At 48.1% G+C, this 17,572-nt stretch carries 16 protein-coding genes; 1 reads left to right on the top strand and 15 read right to left on the bottom strand.

All coding sequences use genetic code 11. The annotated features are described in order from the left end of the window. From XMD579_RS08570 to XMD579_RS08525, 10 genes are all read right to left on the bottom strand, one after another. Nucleotides 1-999: an efflux RND transporter periplasmic adaptor subunit gene (locus tag XMD579_RS08570; RefSeq protein WP_173506231.1), complete on the bottom strand. Its 999-nt coding sequence runs from the start codon at nucleotides 997-999 to the stop codon at nucleotides 1-3. A 127-nt stretch (nucleotides 1,000-1,126) separates the two neighbouring features. Further along, on the bottom strand, nucleotides 1,127-1,711 hold the full coding sequence (locus XMD579_RS08565; RefSeq protein WP_173481722.1) for a DUF3501 family protein: 585 nt from the start codon (nucleotides 1,709-1,711) through the stop codon (nucleotides 1,127-1,129). A 10-nt stretch (nucleotides 1,712-1,721) separates the two neighbouring features. Further along, nucleotides 1,722-3,062: a heterodisulfide reductase-related iron-sulfur binding cluster gene (locus XMD579_RS08560; protein WP_173494626.1), complete on the bottom strand. Its 1,341-nt coding sequence runs from the start codon at nucleotides 3,060-3,062 to the stop codon at nucleotides 1,722-1,724. A gap of 59 nt (nucleotides 3,063-3,121) precedes the next feature. Continuing rightward, nucleotides 3,122-3,553, bottom strand: a complete 432-nt coding sequence (locus tag XMD579_RS08555; protein ID WP_173481720.1) for a rubrerythrin family protein — start codon at nucleotides 3,551-3,553, stop codon at nucleotides 3,122-3,124. 250 nt (nucleotides 3,554-3,803) lie between these two features. Further along, nucleotides 3,804-5,432: an electron transfer flavoprotein-ubiquinone oxidoreductase gene (locus XMD579_RS08550; RefSeq protein WP_173506230.1), complete on the bottom strand. Its 1,629-nt coding sequence runs from the start codon at nucleotides 5,430-5,432 to the stop codon at nucleotides 3,804-3,806. Nucleotides 5,433-5,470: 38 nt separating this feature from the next. Next, the gene (locus XMD579_RS08545) at nucleotides 5,471-7,240 is read right to left on the bottom strand and encodes an acyl-CoA dehydrogenase (protein WP_173506229.1); all 1,770 of its coding nucleotides are present in this window, start codon (nucleotides 7,238-7,240) and stop codon (nucleotides 5,471-5,473) included. 59 nt (nucleotides 7,241-7,299) lie between these two features. Further along, nucleotides 7,300-8,226, bottom strand: coding sequence for an electron transfer flavoprotein subunit alpha/FixB family protein (locus tag XMD579_RS08540; RefSeq protein ID WP_173506228.1), 927 nt, complete (start codon nucleotides 8,224-8,226; stop codon nucleotides 7,300-7,302). A 13-nt stretch (nucleotides 8,227-8,239) separates the two neighbouring features. Further along, a complete protein-coding gene (locus tag XMD579_RS08535; RefSeq protein ID WP_173506227.1) occupies nucleotides 8,240-8,989 on the bottom strand; it encodes an electron transfer flavoprotein subunit beta/FixA family protein in 750 nt (249 codons plus the stop codon). 48 nt (nucleotides 8,990-9,037) lie between these two features. Next, nucleotides 9,038-10,666 (bottom strand): acyl-CoA synthetase, encoded by a 1,629-nt coding sequence (locus XMD579_RS08530; protein ID WP_217364108.1) that lies wholly within the window; start codon nucleotides 10,664-10,666, stop codon nucleotides 9,038-9,040. A gap of 107 nt (nucleotides 10,667-10,773) precedes the next feature. After that, on the bottom strand, nucleotides 10,774-11,613 hold the full coding sequence (locus XMD579_RS08525; protein ID WP_173481714.1) for a 3-hydroxyacyl-CoA dehydrogenase family protein: 840 nt from the start codon (nucleotides 11,611-11,613) through the stop codon (nucleotides 10,774-10,776). A 166-nt stretch (nucleotides 11,614-11,779) separates the two neighbouring features. Here XMD579_RS08525 and XMD579_RS08520 point away from each other — a divergent pair, with 166 nt between their 5' ends. Further along, entirely contained in the window at nucleotides 11,780-12,799 is a 1,020-nt protein-coding gene (locus XMD579_RS08520) for an AraC family transcriptional regulator (protein ID WP_173481713.1), read from the top strand. Nucleotides 12,800-12,807: 8 nt separating this feature from the next. Here XMD579_RS08520 and XMD579_RS08515 read toward each other — a convergent pair whose 3' ends face one another. From XMD579_RS08515 to XMD579_RS08495, 5 genes are read right to left on the bottom strand one after another with little or no spacing between them, the layout of a single operon-like run. Beyond that, the gene (locus XMD579_RS08515; protein WP_256423110.1) at nucleotides 12,808-13,593 is read right to left on the bottom strand and encodes an enoyl-CoA hydratase; all 786 of its coding nucleotides are present in this window, start codon (nucleotides 13,591-13,593) and stop codon (nucleotides 12,808-12,810) included. Continuing rightward, on the bottom strand, nucleotides 13,577-14,359 hold the full coding sequence (locus XMD579_RS08510) for an alpha/beta fold hydrolase (RefSeq protein WP_217364107.1): 783 nt from the start codon (nucleotides 14,357-14,359) through the stop codon (nucleotides 13,577-13,579). The genes XMD579_RS08515 and XMD579_RS08510 overlap by 17 nt, the downstream gene beginning before the upstream one ends. A gap of 4 nt (nucleotides 14,360-14,363) precedes the next feature. Next, nucleotides 14,364-16,313 carry an acetoacetate--CoA ligase gene (locus XMD579_RS08505; RefSeq protein WP_173506224.1) on the bottom strand — a complete coding sequence of 650 codons (1,950 nt, stop codon included), beginning with the start codon at nucleotides 16,311-16,313 and terminating at the stop codon, nucleotides 14,364-14,366. Nucleotides 16,314-16,332: 19 nt separating this feature from the next. Then, complete coding sequence (locus XMD579_RS08500; RefSeq protein WP_173506223.1) at nucleotides 16,333-16,785, bottom strand: MaoC family dehydratase; 453 nt, start codon at nucleotides 16,783-16,785, stop codon at nucleotides 16,333-16,335. Nucleotides 16,786-16,808: 23 nt separating this feature from the next. Continuing rightward, nucleotides 16,809-17,570 carry an SDR family oxidoreductase gene (locus XMD579_RS08495; protein WP_173506222.1) on the bottom strand — a complete coding sequence of 254 codons (762 nt, stop codon included), beginning with the start codon at nucleotides 17,568-17,570 and terminating at the stop codon, nucleotides 16,809-16,811. Nucleotides 17,571-17,572: the final 2 nt, after the last annotated feature.

Here is a 17,572-nt window from a genome sequence, read left to right as displayed (position 1 = left end):
TCAGCGCACCTCTACCGCTTCGCCCTCGACTGCGAGCAATCGACCCTCGGTAATGACCTGTGACCCCTTGGGAAGATCAACCGCCGCAGGCTGACCCTCTATGGCACCGTCGACGACGACAAATTGTGCGACACCCTGCTCTTCAAGCAACAGACCAAGCTTCCATTCGCCATCGACTTTACGACGAACCAACAGTTCAGAGGAGACGTGCGGTTGATTGGCGGTCCAGGTTAAACGACCCGTTGCACCAATCTCGGGCGTCGCTTCAGTAAAAATAAAACGGTAGGTCTGCGTGCGTTCGCGACGATCAATAATGGGCAATTTAGCTCTTAACTCAACCGCGAAAGATTGGCCGTTGCTTTCAAACCACACCTTGCTCTCAGCAACCCCTTTTCCAGGGACGACTTTGGCTTCTAGTTCTGCCCCATCCGTTTGAACCAACTGAAGCAGAGGCATACCGGGAGCGGCTAAGGCACCTAGCTGAGCCATTCGTGCTGCAATGACTCCATCGAATGGAGCAACCAGCGAACAATTTTCAGTCGCAATACCAGCCAGTTCAATCTGACGGTTTTGCACATCGATGCGGGCATCCAATGAGGTAAGCGCCGTTTCACGCTGTTGCAGAGCATCGTCACCTAGATTGCCTCGTTTGTTCAAGGTCTTGGCACGTTCGTATTGATCACTCAAAAGTGGGCGTTGTGAGCGCAACTCACTCAAAACCGCTTTTTGCGTCGCCAACTGACTCTCGTAGGTACGGCAATCTAAATTCACCAGTGAGTCGCCCTGCTTCACTCGATCACCCACCTCAACATTAATCTTCACAATACGTGCGGAGAGTTCAGCACTCAGCGCTGCATCATTGGCACTGATCACTTCAGCAGGTGCTGAGAATGTTGGGTAGTAGACCAAGTCCGCTAAAGACTGGGTCGACACCACAAGTGCTGCGTGAACACTATTAGCTATGCCAAACACTAGAACAAAAAGAAGGGAGCGCATCATTAACCTCGATTGTGACGGATGGTCTAAAGATCTAGACCGATATCTACGCAGTCTAGCAAGGAATGGTGCATTGCAAAATGAAAGAGTGAGAGGGTGGCCGACTGCACCCTCTCTTCAGGGATCAGAACTATTTAAGATCAGCGGTTAAAGTAACCTGAGTTTCTGGGTCCACTTCATCAACATGGTGCTGATAGTTGGGGTGGTCCACACCGACAGCAAGAGCCGCACCCGCTTTGAGTGTCGCGATCATCTCATCGGTCAATTCAAAACGCATGAAGTGGACGGCACTGGTCTTCTCTTCAGTACTGCGTTCTAAATCTTCATCGGCTATCGCAAACACCTTTTCATGGCCGAATACCTGAACATAGGTTTTGTGTTCAAGCCCGACCAACTTACCCAGTGCCACTTTGCGCTCGTCTGGATCGGCAAATTCAATGAGCTGTGTACACTTCAGGTTGGTCCCATCAGGAATCAGCGGGTTGTAGGCATCCAACTCATCTTGAATACCCTCTTCATCGAAGGTTTTCTCGATACGAAGCATCTCTTGGATCTGGTAGCGGATGGTCAACTCATCTTCAAACTGAAGCGTGACGTTGGGACCAATAAAGACCGTTCTTCGACGGCGGTGCTCCAGTGCCTTTTTACGAAATTCAGGACGTTCTTTGTGGTAGGTTTCCAGCGACATTAACGAGTCGCGTACTAATTGGGTCATACTCTACTCCTTAAATGCCATAAGCCTTGCGCAATAGTGATATTGGGTGTGACTTTTCTGGCTGCTTATCGTGATTTTTATCGATACCTTGTGCGATGTGAGCTCCTCCCAATGGGCAGTCACTCGAAATATAATCCGGATCAAAATCAGCCATCTGACGGAATACCGGCTTACCTATCTTCATCGCTTTTTCATGAAACTCTTTCTTAACACCGTAGGTGCCAGCGTGACCACTGCATCGCTCTACTGTTTTTAGTTCGGTATCAGGAATCTGCTTCAACATCTCTTCGGTTTTCTTACCGACGTTTTGCACGCGACCGTGACAGGGAACATGGTAAGAGACTTTACCTAGTCCTTGTTCAAACTCCGCTTTCAATAGACCATCTTTTTGACGTGCGATCAGGTATTCAAACGGATCCCAAAATGCTTCCTGGACCAACTTAACCTCTTCGTCATCCGGGTACATTAGTGGCAGCTCTTGTTTAAACATCAAGGTACAACTTGGCACAGCCGACGTCAGCGCATAACCCTCTTTGGCTAACTTAGCCAGTTGCGGGATGTTGATACGTTTTAGTGAGTCCACCCCTTCAAGATCGCCCTGCTCTAGCTTCGGCATGCCACAGCAGACCTCTTTCTGAGCAAAGGTCCAAGGTATGTCGTTGTGCTCTAGTACTGCAATAAAATCTTCACCAATACCCGGCTCGTTGTAATTGATGTAGCAGGTCGCAAACAGTGCCACTTTGCCGGGTGTGCGTTCACCCGCTACAACGTCAAAAGTCTCATTCGGCTTGGCTTTGCTGCGTAACTTCTTACTTGCAAATGGCGGTAACCATGCCTCTTCGTCAACGCCTAAGGTTGCAGAGAGTGCTTTGCGCGTCGGCTTCCAATGGTTAACCGTATTAATCGTCTCACTGACAATGGGGATACCGGCTAGCTTACCGGTGGTGTCAGTGCTGGATAAAATCTTGTCGCGCATGGGGAGACCCTTCTCTTTGGTCTCGACCGCTTTAGCGCGCAGCATAAGATGCGGAAAATCTAAATCAAACGGGTGTGGAGGTACGTAGGGGCACTTCGCCATGTAACACATGTCACAGAGGTAGCACTGATCAACAACCTTCTTGTAGTCCTCTTTAGCAACACCATCGACTTCCATAGTTTCGCTTTCATCAATCAGATCAAACAGCGTTGGGAAGGCGTCACATAAACTCAGGCAACGACGGCAACCGTGACAGATATCAAAGACGCGCTCCATCTCTTGGTGAAGGTCATCTTTGTCGTAAAAAGTTGGATTTTTCCAATCCAGAGGATGGCGTGTTGGGGCTTCTAGGTTGCCCTCTTTTTTTGTACTCATAACACTCTCCAGGCAAAGATCGATAGGTCGAACAGCTTGCCCGACCTATCGTAGGCTGATTACGCTTCCGCTTTGTAAGCTTCCAGAGTTTTCTGGAACTTATTAGCGTGACTGCGTTCTGCTTTTGCAAGCGTCTCGAACCAATCAGCAATCTCGTCAAAGCCCTCTTCACGAGCTGCTTTCGCCATGCCTGGGTACATGTCAGTGTACTCGTGAGTTTCACCTGCAATCGCAGATTCCAGTGCTTCCGCCACATTACCTGCAGCTAGACCAGTTTCAGGGTCACCTGAACCACCATCGATTAGGTATTCCATGTGGCCGTGCGCGTGACCAGTTTCACCTTCAGCCGTATTACGGAATACGTTGGCTACTTCTGGAGCACCCTCGATGTCTGCCATGTTGGCAAAATATAGGTAACGACGGTTTGCTTTTGATTCGCCAGCGAATGCTGCCTTTAGATTCTCTTCTGTTTTAGTACCTTTGAGATCCATGATGTTCTCTCCTATTTTTGTTAGCTAACTAAACAGAGCTTGGACAAGAAAATTTCTTGTCTCACTTAAAAATACGCCAGGATCTCAAAATTGGCTTAATTTTAATTTTCTATGGTGCTGATAGATCTTTCCTATTCACCTTTCAACCCTAAAGCTGGCAACATAAAGCGGTCTCTTTAAGAAACGAAAAAGAGAGCTAAAAAGCTCTCTTTAATTAGTAATTCACCAGGCCGCTAAACCAATGCCTGATTTACATGTTCGGGTAGTTAGGGCCACCGCCACCCTCTGGTGCCACCCAACGAATATTCTGCGTGGGGTCTTTGATGTCACAGGTCTTACAGTGCAGGCAGTTGGCTGCGTTAATCTGAAGGCGTGGTTCGGCTTCATCTTCAAGCACTTCATATACACCGGCTGGGCAGTAACGCTGTGCTGGCTCGGCATACAGAGCAAAGTTAACGGTGATAGGAACACGGCTATCCTTCAGCTGTAGGTGACAAGGCTGATCCTCTTCGTGCACGGTGTTCGAAATAAACACAGACGAGAGCTTATCGAATGAGAGCTTTCCGTCTGGTTTAGGGTAATCGATCTTCGTACACTCGCTTGCTGGACGCAGCATCTCATGGTCGACGTGAGTATCGTGCAGTGTCACTGGGATACGACCACCAAAGATGTTCTGATCGAGCGTATTGAAAGCGCCACCAAGAATTGGACCAAACTTATGTAGAGCTGGGCCAAAGTTACGTGAGCTGTACAACTCTTGGTACAACCAAGAGTTTTTGTAGAGATCATTAAATGTGGTTGCCGTGTTTGACTCTTCAGCAATAGCAGAGACTACCGCTTCGGCCGCCAACATGCCCGACTTCATTGCCGTGTGAACACCTTTGATGCGCGAGAAGTTCAAGGTACCGGCATCACAACCGATCAATAGACCACCAGGGAAGGTCATCTCTGGAAGACAGTTGTAACCACCCTTAGCAATGGCACGTGCACCGTAAGAGACACGAGTACCGCCCTCTAAGTACTGCGCGATTTTCGGGTGGTGCTTCATACGTTGGAATTCATCAAAAGGACTGACCCAAGGGTTTGAGTAGTTCAAATCGACGATTAGGCCCACAACGACCTGATTATTCTCAGCATGGTAAAGGAAGAAGCCACCACTTGTACCGTCACTCAATGGCCAACCAGAGCCATGAATCACCAAGCCCTCTTTATGTTGCGCAGGATCGATATCCCATAGCTCTTTAATACCAAGACCGTAGTGCTGAGGATCTTTGCCCTCATCCAAGTTGAACTGACTGATCAGCTCTTTACCTAAATGACCGCGACAGCCTTCGGCAAAGAGTGTGAACTTAGCCTGCAGCGCCATGCTCGGCACGTAGCTATCTTTCTCTTCACCGTTTTCGCCAATGCCCATCGCACCGGTGAGAACACCTTTGACACTGCCGTCTTCGTTATAAAGGACTTCAGCCGCTGGGAAGCCAGGAAACACCTCAACACCCAAGGCTTCAGCCTGTTCTGACAACCAACGTGAAAGGTTGCCCACAGAGGCGATGTAGCAGCCGTGGTTGTGCATCGTTTTAGGTGCAGCAAAGTTAGGCACCGTAATCGATTTTGTCTGGTTTTTTAGAAGGACGATTTCGTCTGTTTTCGCTTCAGTGACCAGGGGTGCGCCCTGCTCTTTCCAATCTGGGAAGAGTTCAGTTAACGCTTTAGGATCGACCACCGCACCTGAAAGGATATGACCACCGACCTCAGCCGCTTTCTCAACAACACAGACCATCAAATCAGCATTGAGTTGTTTGATCTTACAAGCAGCTGCAAGTCCCGCAGGGCCTGCACCTACAATCAGGACATCAAAGTCCATTACTTCATAATCCATTGATCTCTCCTAAAACGACTCAATCACTGAAATGTAAATTAAAACTGTTCGTCATTCAGCACAAACGCGGCATCAAGGCCCGTCATAATTGTCTGTGCATGAGCTTCTGCTCGTGGCAAGTAGTGTTCTGCATAAAAGCGCACGGTGGCAATTTTAGCGGCCAAAAACTCATCCGAGTAAGCAGAACCTGCTCCGGTTAAGGCTTTAGCACGAATGGCCTCTTTTGCCATTAGGTAGGCACCGGTGAGGTAGCCTATCTGCATTAAGAAATCGAATGCGACCGCGCCCATTAAGCTGCGATCGGCAGCAGCACGATCAAGAATAAACTCTCGAATCTCTCGTGCGCGGGCGACGGATGCCACAAAACGATTGGCCATTTTATCAAGTCCGCACGCTCGAAGATCGGCCTCAATAGCCGCCATCTCATCAAGCAGATCCGCTAACGCTGCACCATTATCGCTCAAGGTTTTACGACCAATCAGATCCAGTGCCTGAATGCCGTTAGTACCTTCATAAATGGCTAAGATACGCGCGTCACGGTAGTGCTGAGCCGCGCCAGCCTCTTCGATAAAGCCCATGCCACCATGAACCTGAATATTAAGAGAGGTCAGTTCATTGGCCATCTCTGTCATCCAGCCCTTCACGATCGGCGTTAACAGTTCAACACGCGCTTTAGCTGCGGATTGATCACCCTCGATGTGCGAACGATCAATCTCAGCCGCTGCAACCAGGGCTAATGCGCGCATCGATTCACAGCCCGAGCGCATTGCCATCAACATTCGGCGCACATCGGGATGTTCAATAATAGGTATTTTCGAACCATCTTTACGACTGCCCTGAGTGCGCTCTTTCGCGTAGGCAACCGCTTGCTGATAAGCACGCTCAGAGATCGACAAGCCCTGGAGACCCACCGACTGACGTGCATGGTTCATCATGGTGAACATGTAAGCCAAGCCTTTGTTCTCTTCACCGACCAGGTAGCCTACTGCACCGCCATTATCGCCAAAACTCATCGTACAGGTTGGCGAACCATGAATGCCCAATTTGTGCTCTAGAGAGATGCATTTTGCATCGTTTAGCTCTGCAGGCTTTCCGTTCTCATCCAGCAAGAACTTAGGCACGATAAACAGCGAAATCCCTTTTACACCGGCCGGTGCATCTGGAAGTCGCGCCAAGACTAAATGCACAATGTTCGGGGTCATCTGATGATCGCCCCAAGTGATGTAGATCTTCTGGCCTGAGATCAGGTAGTGATCGCCATTCGGTACCGCTTTGGTTGAAACGGCTGCTAAATCTGAACCCGCGTTAGGTTCAGTCAGATTCATGGTGCCGGTCCACTCACCGCTGACTAAGCGCGATAGGTACTGATCTTTTAGCTCATCACTGCCGTGAGCGATCAGCGCTTCAATCGAACCCTGAGTCAACATCGGGCAGAGTGCAAACGCCATATTGGCCGAGTGCCAAAGCTCGTTCACGGCGGTACCCACTACATTCGGAAGGGCCTGCCCACCAAAAGCTTCCGGCGCGGTTAAGGTTGCCCAACCGTTCTCCATGTACTGCTGGTAAGCATCCGAGAAACCTGAGGTCTCTATAACCTTATCACCGTCAAGACGTGCGCCATTTTGGTCACCCACTGCATTGAGCGGAGCCAGTACTTCAGATGCGAGCTTACCCGCCTCTTCAACGACGACATTGGCCAGTTCAAGATTAACTTCATCCAGGCCCATCGCCTGGCAAAGTTGATCGAATTCAACCAATTGATCCAATACAAAAGCGGTGTCTTGAGCCGGTGCGTTATAGATACTCATTATTGTTAGTCTCCGGAATGAATAAAACGGGGCAGGCTAACTGCCCCAAGGTGTGCTGGTTATACCTTAGAGACAAGCTCTGGAAGGATATCGTGAAGATCGCCCACTAGACCGTAGTCTGCAATACCGAAGATCGGCGCTTCTTCATCTTTGTTGATTGCAACGATAGTGCCTGACTCTTTCATACCTGCAAGGTGCTGAATAGCGCCTGAGATACCTACAGCGATGTATAGCTTAGGCGCTACCATCTTACCTGTCTGGCCAACCTGCATATCGTTAGGGACAAAACCGCTATCAACAGCAGCACGCGATGCGCCCACTGCAGCACCAAGCTTATCTGCAAGTTCGAATACCTTAGCGAAGTCCTCTTTAGAACCTACACCACGACCACCTGAAACAACGATATCTGCAGATTCAAGTTCTGGACGATCTGATTCGCTCACCTCTGCACCTACGAAACGTACTTTCGCAGCTGGAACAGTCACTGATGCCGCTTCAACAGCAGCTGAACCGCCATTACCAGCAGCAGCAAATGCAGTACCACGAACAGTCATCACTTTAAGCGCGTCGCTGCTCTTCACAGTCGCGATAGCGTTACCAGCGTAGATTGGACGCTTGAACGTATCTGCATCGATCACTTCGATAACTTCAGATAGCTGATTCACACCGCAAAGTGCAGCAACACGTGGTGCCAAATCTTTACCGAAAGTGCTCGCACCTAAAATAACGTGCGTGTAATCACCTGCAAGCTGCTTAGCGATTGGTGCAACAAACTCAGCAAGTGAGTGTTCAAGAGCAGCATCTTCAACTGTTAGGACACGATCAACACCCGCAACTGAAGCTGCCTGCGCTGCAGCCGCAGCTACAGAAGAACCTACCACTAGCACATCAACTGGCGCACCTAGTTTAGTTGCAGCAGTCACTGCAGAAAGAGTTGCACCTTTAAGCGACTGACCGTCGTGTTCAGCAATAATCAACGTTTTCATCATCAACTCTCCCTTAAATAACCTGTGCTTCGTTACGTAGCTTGTCGAGCAGTGCATCTACTGAATCAACTTTGATACCGCCGCTACGCTCTGCTGGAGTCTCAACAGAGATAAGCTCTACGCTGTTTGTTAGCTCAACACCAAGGTCAGCTAGAGTCTTAACATCTAGTGGCTTACGTTTAGCCTGCATGATTTTTGGCAGTGCTGCGAAACGTGGTTCGTTCAAACGAAGGTCAGTAGTGATAACTGCTGGAAGATCCATCTCAACAGTCACAAGACCGCCATCCACTTCACGAGTTACCTGAGCTTTACCGTCTGCAATTTTTACTTCAGATGCGAAAGTTGCCTGTGGCACATCTAGAAGAGCCGCAAGCATCTGACCAGTCTGGTTGTTATCAGAATCGATCGCTTGTTTACCAAGAATAAAGATGCCAGCATTTTCAGACTCGTTCACTTTCGCAAGAATGCGAGCAACATCAAGAGAGTTTAGTTTGCCTTCCGCTTCGACCTGCACACCTCGATCTGCACCAAGGGCCATTGCGTAACGCATCTGCTCTTGGCAAGACTTATCGCCGATCGATACAACAACGATCTCAGACACAACACCCGCCTCTTTAAGACGCACAGCCTCTTCAACTGCAATCTCACAGAATGGGTTGATCGACATTTTAGTGTTTGCCAAATCTACATCGCTATTATCCGCTTTAACGCGAACCTTAACGTTGTAGTCAATAACGCGTTTTACTGCGACTAATGCTTTCATGTTAACTCCTTAAATCATGGCCACCAGGGCCACTTTACATAATCTGTTTTACAGCGCGTTTGCTTGATCGCGCAGTACGAATTTCTGAATCTTACCGGTCGATGTTTTTGGTAGCGGACCGAAAACAACATTCTTAGGTACTTTGAAACGTGCTAGGTGCTCACGACAGAACTCGATCACATCCGCTTCGCTAACCTCTGGCGCACCCTCTTTAAGAGTGACGAATGCGCACGGCGTTTCGCCCCACTTCTCATCATTCTTCGCGACAACTGCAGCCTCTTGAATGTGAGGGTGAGCATAAAGAACACCTTCAACTTCGATACTAGAGATGTTCTCACCACCCGAGATGATGACATCTTTCGAACGGTCTTTAATCTGCACGTAGCCATCTTCATACCATACTGCCAAGTCACCCGATGCGAACCAGCCGCCTTTGAATGACTTCTCAGTAGTTGATGGGTTCTTCAGATAGCCCTTCATGACAAGGTTACCTCGCATGAAGATCTCACCCATGGTCTCACCATCTTTAGGCACAAGTTCCATGGTCTCTGGATCCATAACCACCATGCCTTCCATCATTGGCGAACGCACACCTTGGCGAGCTTTAAGCACAGATTTTTCTGCAGGTGATTTTTCATTCCACTCATCTTTCCATGCACAAACAGCACATGGACCATAGGTCTCAGTTAGACCGTAGACATGAGTTACCTCAAAACCAATTGCTTCCATACCAGCGATAACTGGAGCTGGAGGAGCAGCACCCGCGGTCATTACTTTAACTTTGTGGTTGATGCCCGCTTTCATCTCAGCAGGAGATGAGTTCAGCATATTAAGAACGATTGGCGCACCACAGAAGTAGCCAACCTCTTCTTCTTTGATTAGTTCAAAAATCTTATCGGCACGGACATGACGCAAGCTCACACTGACGCCCGCTTGTGCGGCAATGGTCCAAGGGAAACACCAGCCGTTACAGTGGAACATTGGTAGAGTCCAAAGGTACGATGCGTGAATTTCCATACCCCAAGATAACGCATTGCTTGCAGCATTCAGGTAAGCACCACGGTGGTGGTAAACAACCCCTTTCGGATCACCTGTAGTACCTGAAGTGTAGTTTAATGAGATCGCATTCCACTCATCAGTAACGCGCGGGAAATCGTATTCCGGATCACCACCAGCGATAAACGCTTCGTAGTCCATCTCACCGATCATCACACCGCCATCATAGCTAGCATCATCAATACCAATCACAAGCGGTTTGTTGTCTAGCATGCCTAGTGCAGCCGTAGCCAATTCACCAAACTCTTTATCGACTAGGAATACTTTTGCTTCAGCGTGCTGAAGGATAAACGCAACAGCTGCCGCATCCAGACGCGTGTTAATCGAGTTAAGAACAGCACCAGCCATTGGCACACCGAAGTGCGATTCAAAATGCTCTGGAAGGTTAGATGCAATGATTGATACAGCCTCACCCTTTTTTACACCCGCTTTATTGAGGGCGCTCGCTAACTGCTTACAACGTGTGAGAGTCTCTAACCAAGTACGACGAACAGCGCCATTCACTGTTGCAGTTCGATCAGGGTAGATGAACGCAGAACGCTCAAGGAAGCTGATAGGTGTTAATGCTGCATAGTTTGCAGAGCATTGATCAAGGTTGGTCTCAAAGGGTGAGTTGTGCATCTGATTATCCCTCATTTATTTTTTGCGAGTTTTACCACTCGTTTATTCTGTTTATCGTCACAGCTTAAACCGCTTTGAGCAGCTTAAACAGCGTTAATTCCCTAATTTTAGTAGGTATAAAAACCTTTTCCGCTTTTCTTACCTAACTCTCCCTCAACCACTTTTTCACGCAAAAGAGGTGCAGGTAGATAACGAGCATCTTTCAGCTCAACAAACATCAAATCCAAAATACTTAAGCAGGTATCTAGACCAATCATATCAGCGAGAGCTAGCGGCCCCATTGGGAAGCCTGCCCCAAGTGTCATGATTTGATCGACCTGTTCTGGTGTTGCAGTACCCTCTTCGACAACACGAATCGCTTCATTAATGGTCGGAAGTAAAATTCGATTAAGCACAAAAGCTGGACGGTCTTTAACAACAACCGCTGTTTTACCTAATTTCTCAGCGAGCTCGAGCACAGCCGATCGAGTATTTTCTGAGGTGTGCTTAGTCACTATCACTTCAATCAGGGCCATCAAAGGCACCGGATTCATGAAGTGCACACCCAACATACGATCTGGATTTTCTACTAAAGCTGCCAATCGACCGATTGAGATTGAGGAGGTATTACTGGCTAGAATAGCTGAAGGTTTACATACACCATTGAGCGCTTGAAAAATCTTACGCTTGGTCATCTCATCTTCAGTAGCAGCCTCAACCACCAGGTCACAATTAGCTAGCGCATCCATTGATACAGATGTGGTAATGAAAGGGAGTGGATTGCATCCCGCAGCCAGCTTGTTGCGCTCTTTCAACTTAGCAACACTCGTTTCAGTTCGACCGAGCGCTAGCTCCAACTGATCTGCGGAGATATCTACCAAAACAACCTGGATGCCTGCGCACGCCAAAACCTGGGCGATACCTTGCCCCATCTGACCTGCACCAACGACACCAACCTGCTGAATCATGTAACCAACCTTAAGCTTTTTTGCATGTTTGGAATTATCTAGCAATTAAAGCAAGGACTAAATGACAAGGCGAGACTATTTATTGATATTTTCGGACATGAAATTGCGCTATATTGTGACACTAATACCTAAGTAGAAGCCAATAGATAGATTTTCGGTCAGATCAATGCAGAATTTTGATAACAACAGCATCTCCAGTCATTTTGCATTGGGAACACTTAAATCTGCAGCTCGAATGGGTGTTGATATTGGCTCACTGCTTAAAGACGCAAATCTGGACGGGCGACTTCTCGGTAACCAGAAGTTTAGGTTAACGCCCGCGCAATTTGGCTCGCTAGCTCGACTCTCATGGGAGCGGGGTGACGATGAGTTCATGGCCTGTGCCGAACGTCCAGCCCGGTACGGAACGTTTAGTCTTTTCGCGAGAGAGGCCGTGCGTGCAGAAAACCTGTTAGAGGTTTACAAGCACCTATGCCGCTTTTACCGCTTAGTGAACGAATCCCTCTCGCTTAATCTATCTATCGACGGAGAAAAAGTGACGTTAGAGATGTCGCTATCTAAACCTGAATTGGATCCAGATTACCTTCTAAGAGACTTCCTACTTCTGTTGTGGCACCGCTTTCCAAGCTGGCTCATTGGCCGCAGGATCCAACTATTTGAAGCGCAAATGACAGGCCCCAAACCACCACACGCAGATGAGTATCGGCTTATCTTCCCCTGCCCAGTCTCATATGAAGCATCCGCTAACCGACTCATCTTTGAGGTAGAGGCGTTAAAAGCGCCAATTATCCAAAATCTCGACACCCTTCGAGATCATTTGAGAAGTGCACCGCTGCAATGGTTCACGCGACAAGAGTATCTACCGGTATTCACCCGTCGCGTCAGAGATATCATGGGTCACATGGAGTTTGTCGAGATAGATATGGAAAGTGTCGCCCATCAACTCAATATGACTGTTAGAACGCTACGAAGAAAACTTGATGATGAGGGTACTGGATTTCAAGATATTAAAGACGAGCTCAGACGAGACAGTGCTCTACATCTACTAAACCAATCCTCTCTTTCAATTCAGCGGATATCGCAACAGCTTGGTTTTTCTGAAACTGCTGCATTTACCCGATCTTTTAAGAAGTGGACCGGCCAAACTCCTAGAGAATTTAGGTCTGGTAACAGGTCTGCCCCATAATAGATCCTTTAAGATTTATGCAAAAAACCATCAATACCATCGATGGCAGATTGGCACATCATATTCTCAGCCATAACATCGCCAGCAAATGCGTAGGCATCTGATAGAGCCATCTGACGTTGCGGATAGAACATTGCTTTGCCAAAGCGGATTGCATCAGGGCTCTTTTCGGTAATTTTAGCAACCTTGTCGGCCACAGCTTGATCAAGCTCTTCCTCTTCTACGACCTGACTGACTAGACCCCAGTCATATGCTGTATCAGCATTAATAAAATCACCAGTCACGAGCATATCGAAGGCACGCTTTGGTGCTATAGATCGAGACAACGCAACCGCAGGAGTCGAACAGAAGAGTCCAAGCTTGATACCCGATACTGCGAAGCGGGCAGAACTTGCCGCAATTACCAAATCACAGCTAGCTGCCAACTGGCATCCTGCGGCAGTCGCAATTCCATGAACCTTCGCTATTACTGGCACAGGAAGCGCCACAATGCTTTGCATTACTTTACCACAACGCCCGAAGAGGTCCTGGTAATAACTCTGCTGAGGATGAGCGCGCATCTCTTTCAGGTCATGCCCAGCACAAAAACCGCGACCGCTACCTGCTATCACCACGCAGCGCACACTGTCATCCTGTGCAATATCATCGAGTTCGCGCTGCAGCGCTTCAAGCAATGCTTCAGATAGAGTATTAAAGTGATCCGGGCGATTAAGGGTTAGCTTCACCACACCACTTTTGTCTTCACGTATTAAAACTGTCATCACATCATTCCTCTTATTATTGGTCTGTAACAAGATTAGTTTTCAAAAACCTTTCAATACTCTCAAGAACTTGCTCAGCATTTGTTCTATGCGGAACGTGAGCACAACCAGGAATTATCACCTGCTCAGAGAGACCTGCACTCTGATCGTGAATATATTTGGGAAATGCCTGCGAGCCATACTCGTCCAACTCACCATGAATGGCGAGCACTGGAGATTTAAGCGCATTAAGCGCACCAGTTAGATGCCATTCAGCAAAGTCAGGATGTAGCCACACATCAGTCCAGGCACTAAGTACCCAACGGGCATTCGCTCCATGCCAACGCTCAAGCTTTTCGAGCTGACCATCCTGCGTAAAGAGCCCCTTTGCTTCACCAATAGATTTAAGCGTCTGCTTCTCCACGAAAGCCTGTGCTGCAATTGTAATTACCGCCAAACAATCAGGGTCCGAAGCACCAATTTCCACAGCCATCGCACCACCCACTGAGTGGCCCAAAACTAGATACTCTTTCAGCCCTAAAGCGGCTTTAATTTGTGGAAAGTAGTGCCTAGCTTCTTCAGCTATAAAGTCGAGGTTAGGTAAGGCGGCTCTGGAGTCAGAGTTTCCAAATCCGAGACGGTCATATGCGATAATAGGTCGCTTGAGCCGTTCGAGGAGCTGTTCTGGAAACTCACGCCACAAGTTTACTGAACCAAGGGAATCATGCAGAAGTACCAGAGGAGCACGTTCGGGATAAAGCTCTGAACCCCACATCTTTATGTTAACCTGCCCCTGATCGGTACTGACCTGTTTCTCCACCCTATTACTCCTGCAACTCTGCTAAATTCTTGAATAGCTCTAGAGCGCTCGGATTCGCTAGCGCTTCCACATTATTAACTTTTTCACCTAAGACAGTTTTGCGCACGGCCAGCTCAACTATCTTTCCGCTAATGGTGCGAGGGATTTCAGAGACCTGAATAATTACGGCAGGCACATGACGTGGTGTTGTATTCTTTAGAATCTGCTGTCGAATCTTCAGTTTGAGCTCATCATCCAGTCGAATATCTTCACGCAGTACAACAAATAGAACTACTCTCGTATCATCTCTGTACGGCTGCCCAATACAGACACTTTCGAGCACCTCTACCAACTGCTCAACCTGACGATAGATCTCAGCTGTTCCTATACGCACACCGCCAGGATTCAACACTGCATCAGATCGACCATGAATGATTAAACCGCCCTGCTTCGTAATTTCGCCGTAGTCACCATGTGCCCATATATTCTCAAATCGATCAAAATAGGCAGAACGATACTTCACTTGTCCGGGGTCATCCCAAAAACCGATTGGCATTGATGGAAAAGGAGCGCAGCAAACTAGCTCTCCCTTCTGCTCAACTACTGTTTCGCCTCCATCGTCTAGTATTGCCACTGCCATACCCAAACCGCGACACTGCAATTCGCCGGCGTATACAGGCAAAATGGGACAGCCGAGTGCGAAGCAGGAAATAATGTCCGTACCTCCGGAGATAGAGGCGAGCAAAAGATCTTCTTTAATGTCACGGTATACATATTCGAAGCTCTCATTACTAAGAGGAGAACCCGTCGATAGTATCGTGCGTAGTTGCGATAGATTATGAGACTCACGCGGTTTAAAGCCAGCCTTTTCCAGCGCTGCCAAATATTTAGCGCTCGTACCAAAGATAGTCACAGACTCCTGTTCCGCTATATCCCACAACACGCGAGGCCCAGGAGCGAAGGGAGAACCATCGAACAACATTAGTGTGGCGCCTGTAGCAAGACCACTCACTAACCAGTTCCACATCATCCAGCCACAAGTTGTGTAGTAAAAGAGGGTATCCTCGCGCCTCAGATCAGTGTGTAACTGATGCTCCTTAAGATGCTGCAAAAGTGTCCCACCGATGCCATGCACTATGCATTTTGGCTGGCCAGTAGTGCCTGATGAATACATAATATAAAGCGGATCATCAAAGGCCATCCGCTCAAACCTGATGTCGGAAGCTGTCGTATCAACAAAGTCTTCCCAGTGCAACGCCTTGCTAATCACAGAGAGTTCAACGTACTCGTCAATGTAGGGAATCACTACCAACTGCTCTACAGACGGTAAAGCATCTACAAGCTGTGCGCTCTTTTCCCACGTTTCGATACGTTTGCCGTTATAGAGATAGGCACTAACGGTGAAAAGAACTTTAGGAGCAACCTGACCAAATCGATCGAGAACCCCCTGAAAACCAAAATCCGGAGAGCAGGATGTCCAGGTTGCACCTAGACTTGTTGCAGCCAGCATAGCAACGCAGGTCTGCGGCAGATTTGGTAAGAAACCAGCAACTACATCGCCCTTCCCAACACCAAGATTACGCAGAGCGGATGCACATTGAGCAACACTAGTATACAAATCAGAGTAGCTTAGGCTCTGTCGCCCACCCTGCTCATTGCGAAATAAAATCGCAGTGCGATTATCACGAAACTTAAGCAGATTTTCTGCAAAGTTTAGCTTTGCGCCGGGAAACCAACGCGCTCCAGGCATTTTTTGCCTATCTACCAGATAAGGCTCACGCCCTTTATCGCCTAACACATCAGCCGAGTCCCAAATGTCAGACCAAAACTGCTCAGAGTTCTCAACTGACCATTCGTGAAGTTGAGAATATTCCTGCAGAGTTAATGAGTATTTGCGATTAACGGTCTGCATAAATTGCCACACCTGAGTATGTTCAATCTGGGACTGAGTCGGTTGCCAAAGTTGTTTAGCCATAATAGGAATCTCTTTTGCGCTAAGGCTTATCTTCAGGTCGACGTTTAAGCATATTAGTCACAAGATAGCTCACGACCTTCTCTCTATGCTGATTAAAGCCCTCTATGCGGTAACGTACGATGCCGATGTTTGGTTTTGATTTTGAAGGGTTTAACTCCTCGATCTGCGCTTCACACCTCAAGGTGTCACCTGGACGCACTGGGATCAAAAAACGGAGCTCATCGATTGCTGGCCCACCCATAGAGCAGGCCCTAAAGTGATCCCGCTGAATAAATAGTCTGAAACAGAGGGCAATCGTTTGAAAGCCACTGGCAATCAAACCTCCAAAATGGCTTTCAGCTGCCGCCTGGTTATCTACATGAAAACTCTGCGGATCATACATCATCGCGAAGTCTATAATCTGAGCTTCAGTTAACGTTGCACTGCCGCCTTCGAGGCGCTCTCCAATAGTGAAATCATCGAAATAACGCATAAAATATAGCTCCGTTGCTCTTACTAGATTCTTAGCCCGCCATCCATCTCAACGATTCGACCGGTGAAGAAGTCATTTTCAATAATATATTGTAGAGTGTGAGCCATCTCTTCGGTTTCACCCAAGCGACGTAGCGGTACAGATGAAATCATCCTGTCGATCGCTTCTGGTTTCATCTGCGCAGTCATTTCTGTAGCAATAACACCTGGTGCAATTCCACCAACACGAATCTTATGACGCGCCAACTCACCCGCCCAGCTTGCTACCATTGTTGCAACAGCCGCTTTAGTTGCCGAGTAGTTGGTCTGACCGATATTACCCGCACGTGAAACTGAGGAGATATTTACAATAACGCCGCCTTCACCCTGAACCGCCATAATCGCAGCAGCCTCACGACCACACAGGAAGCTACCAAGCATATTAACGTTCACAACAGACTGGAACTGATCGAGTGACATCTTGTCTTGCAACTCGCCATCCTTAACTTTTATCAACATACCATCGCGCATGAGTCCTGCGTTATTCACTAATCCATTGATCTTTCCAAACTCTGTTTTGATCTTAGCAAAGCAGTCTTCTACCGCGGCCTCATTAGTGATATCGCAAATATATCCTCGCGCTTCACCACCTAAAGCCAGACACGAAGCAACGACTTCCCTGAGGTTTTCTTCACTCAGATCGATAAGAGCCAAACCAGCCCCCTGCCTAGCAAGACTTTCGGCCATTGCTCGGCCAAGTCCACGTCCACCACCGGTAATAACAAACACGTTATTTTTTATTTGCATGT

Source organism: Marinobacterium sp. xm-d-579 (genome assembly GCF_013282935.1).
Taxonomy (GTDB): Bacteria; Pseudomonadota; Gammaproteobacteria; order Pseudomonadales; family Balneatricaceae; genus Marinobacterium_E.
The sequence above is the reverse complement of the archived record's forward strand: the minus strand, read 5'-3'. Positions and strand labels throughout refer to the sequence as shown.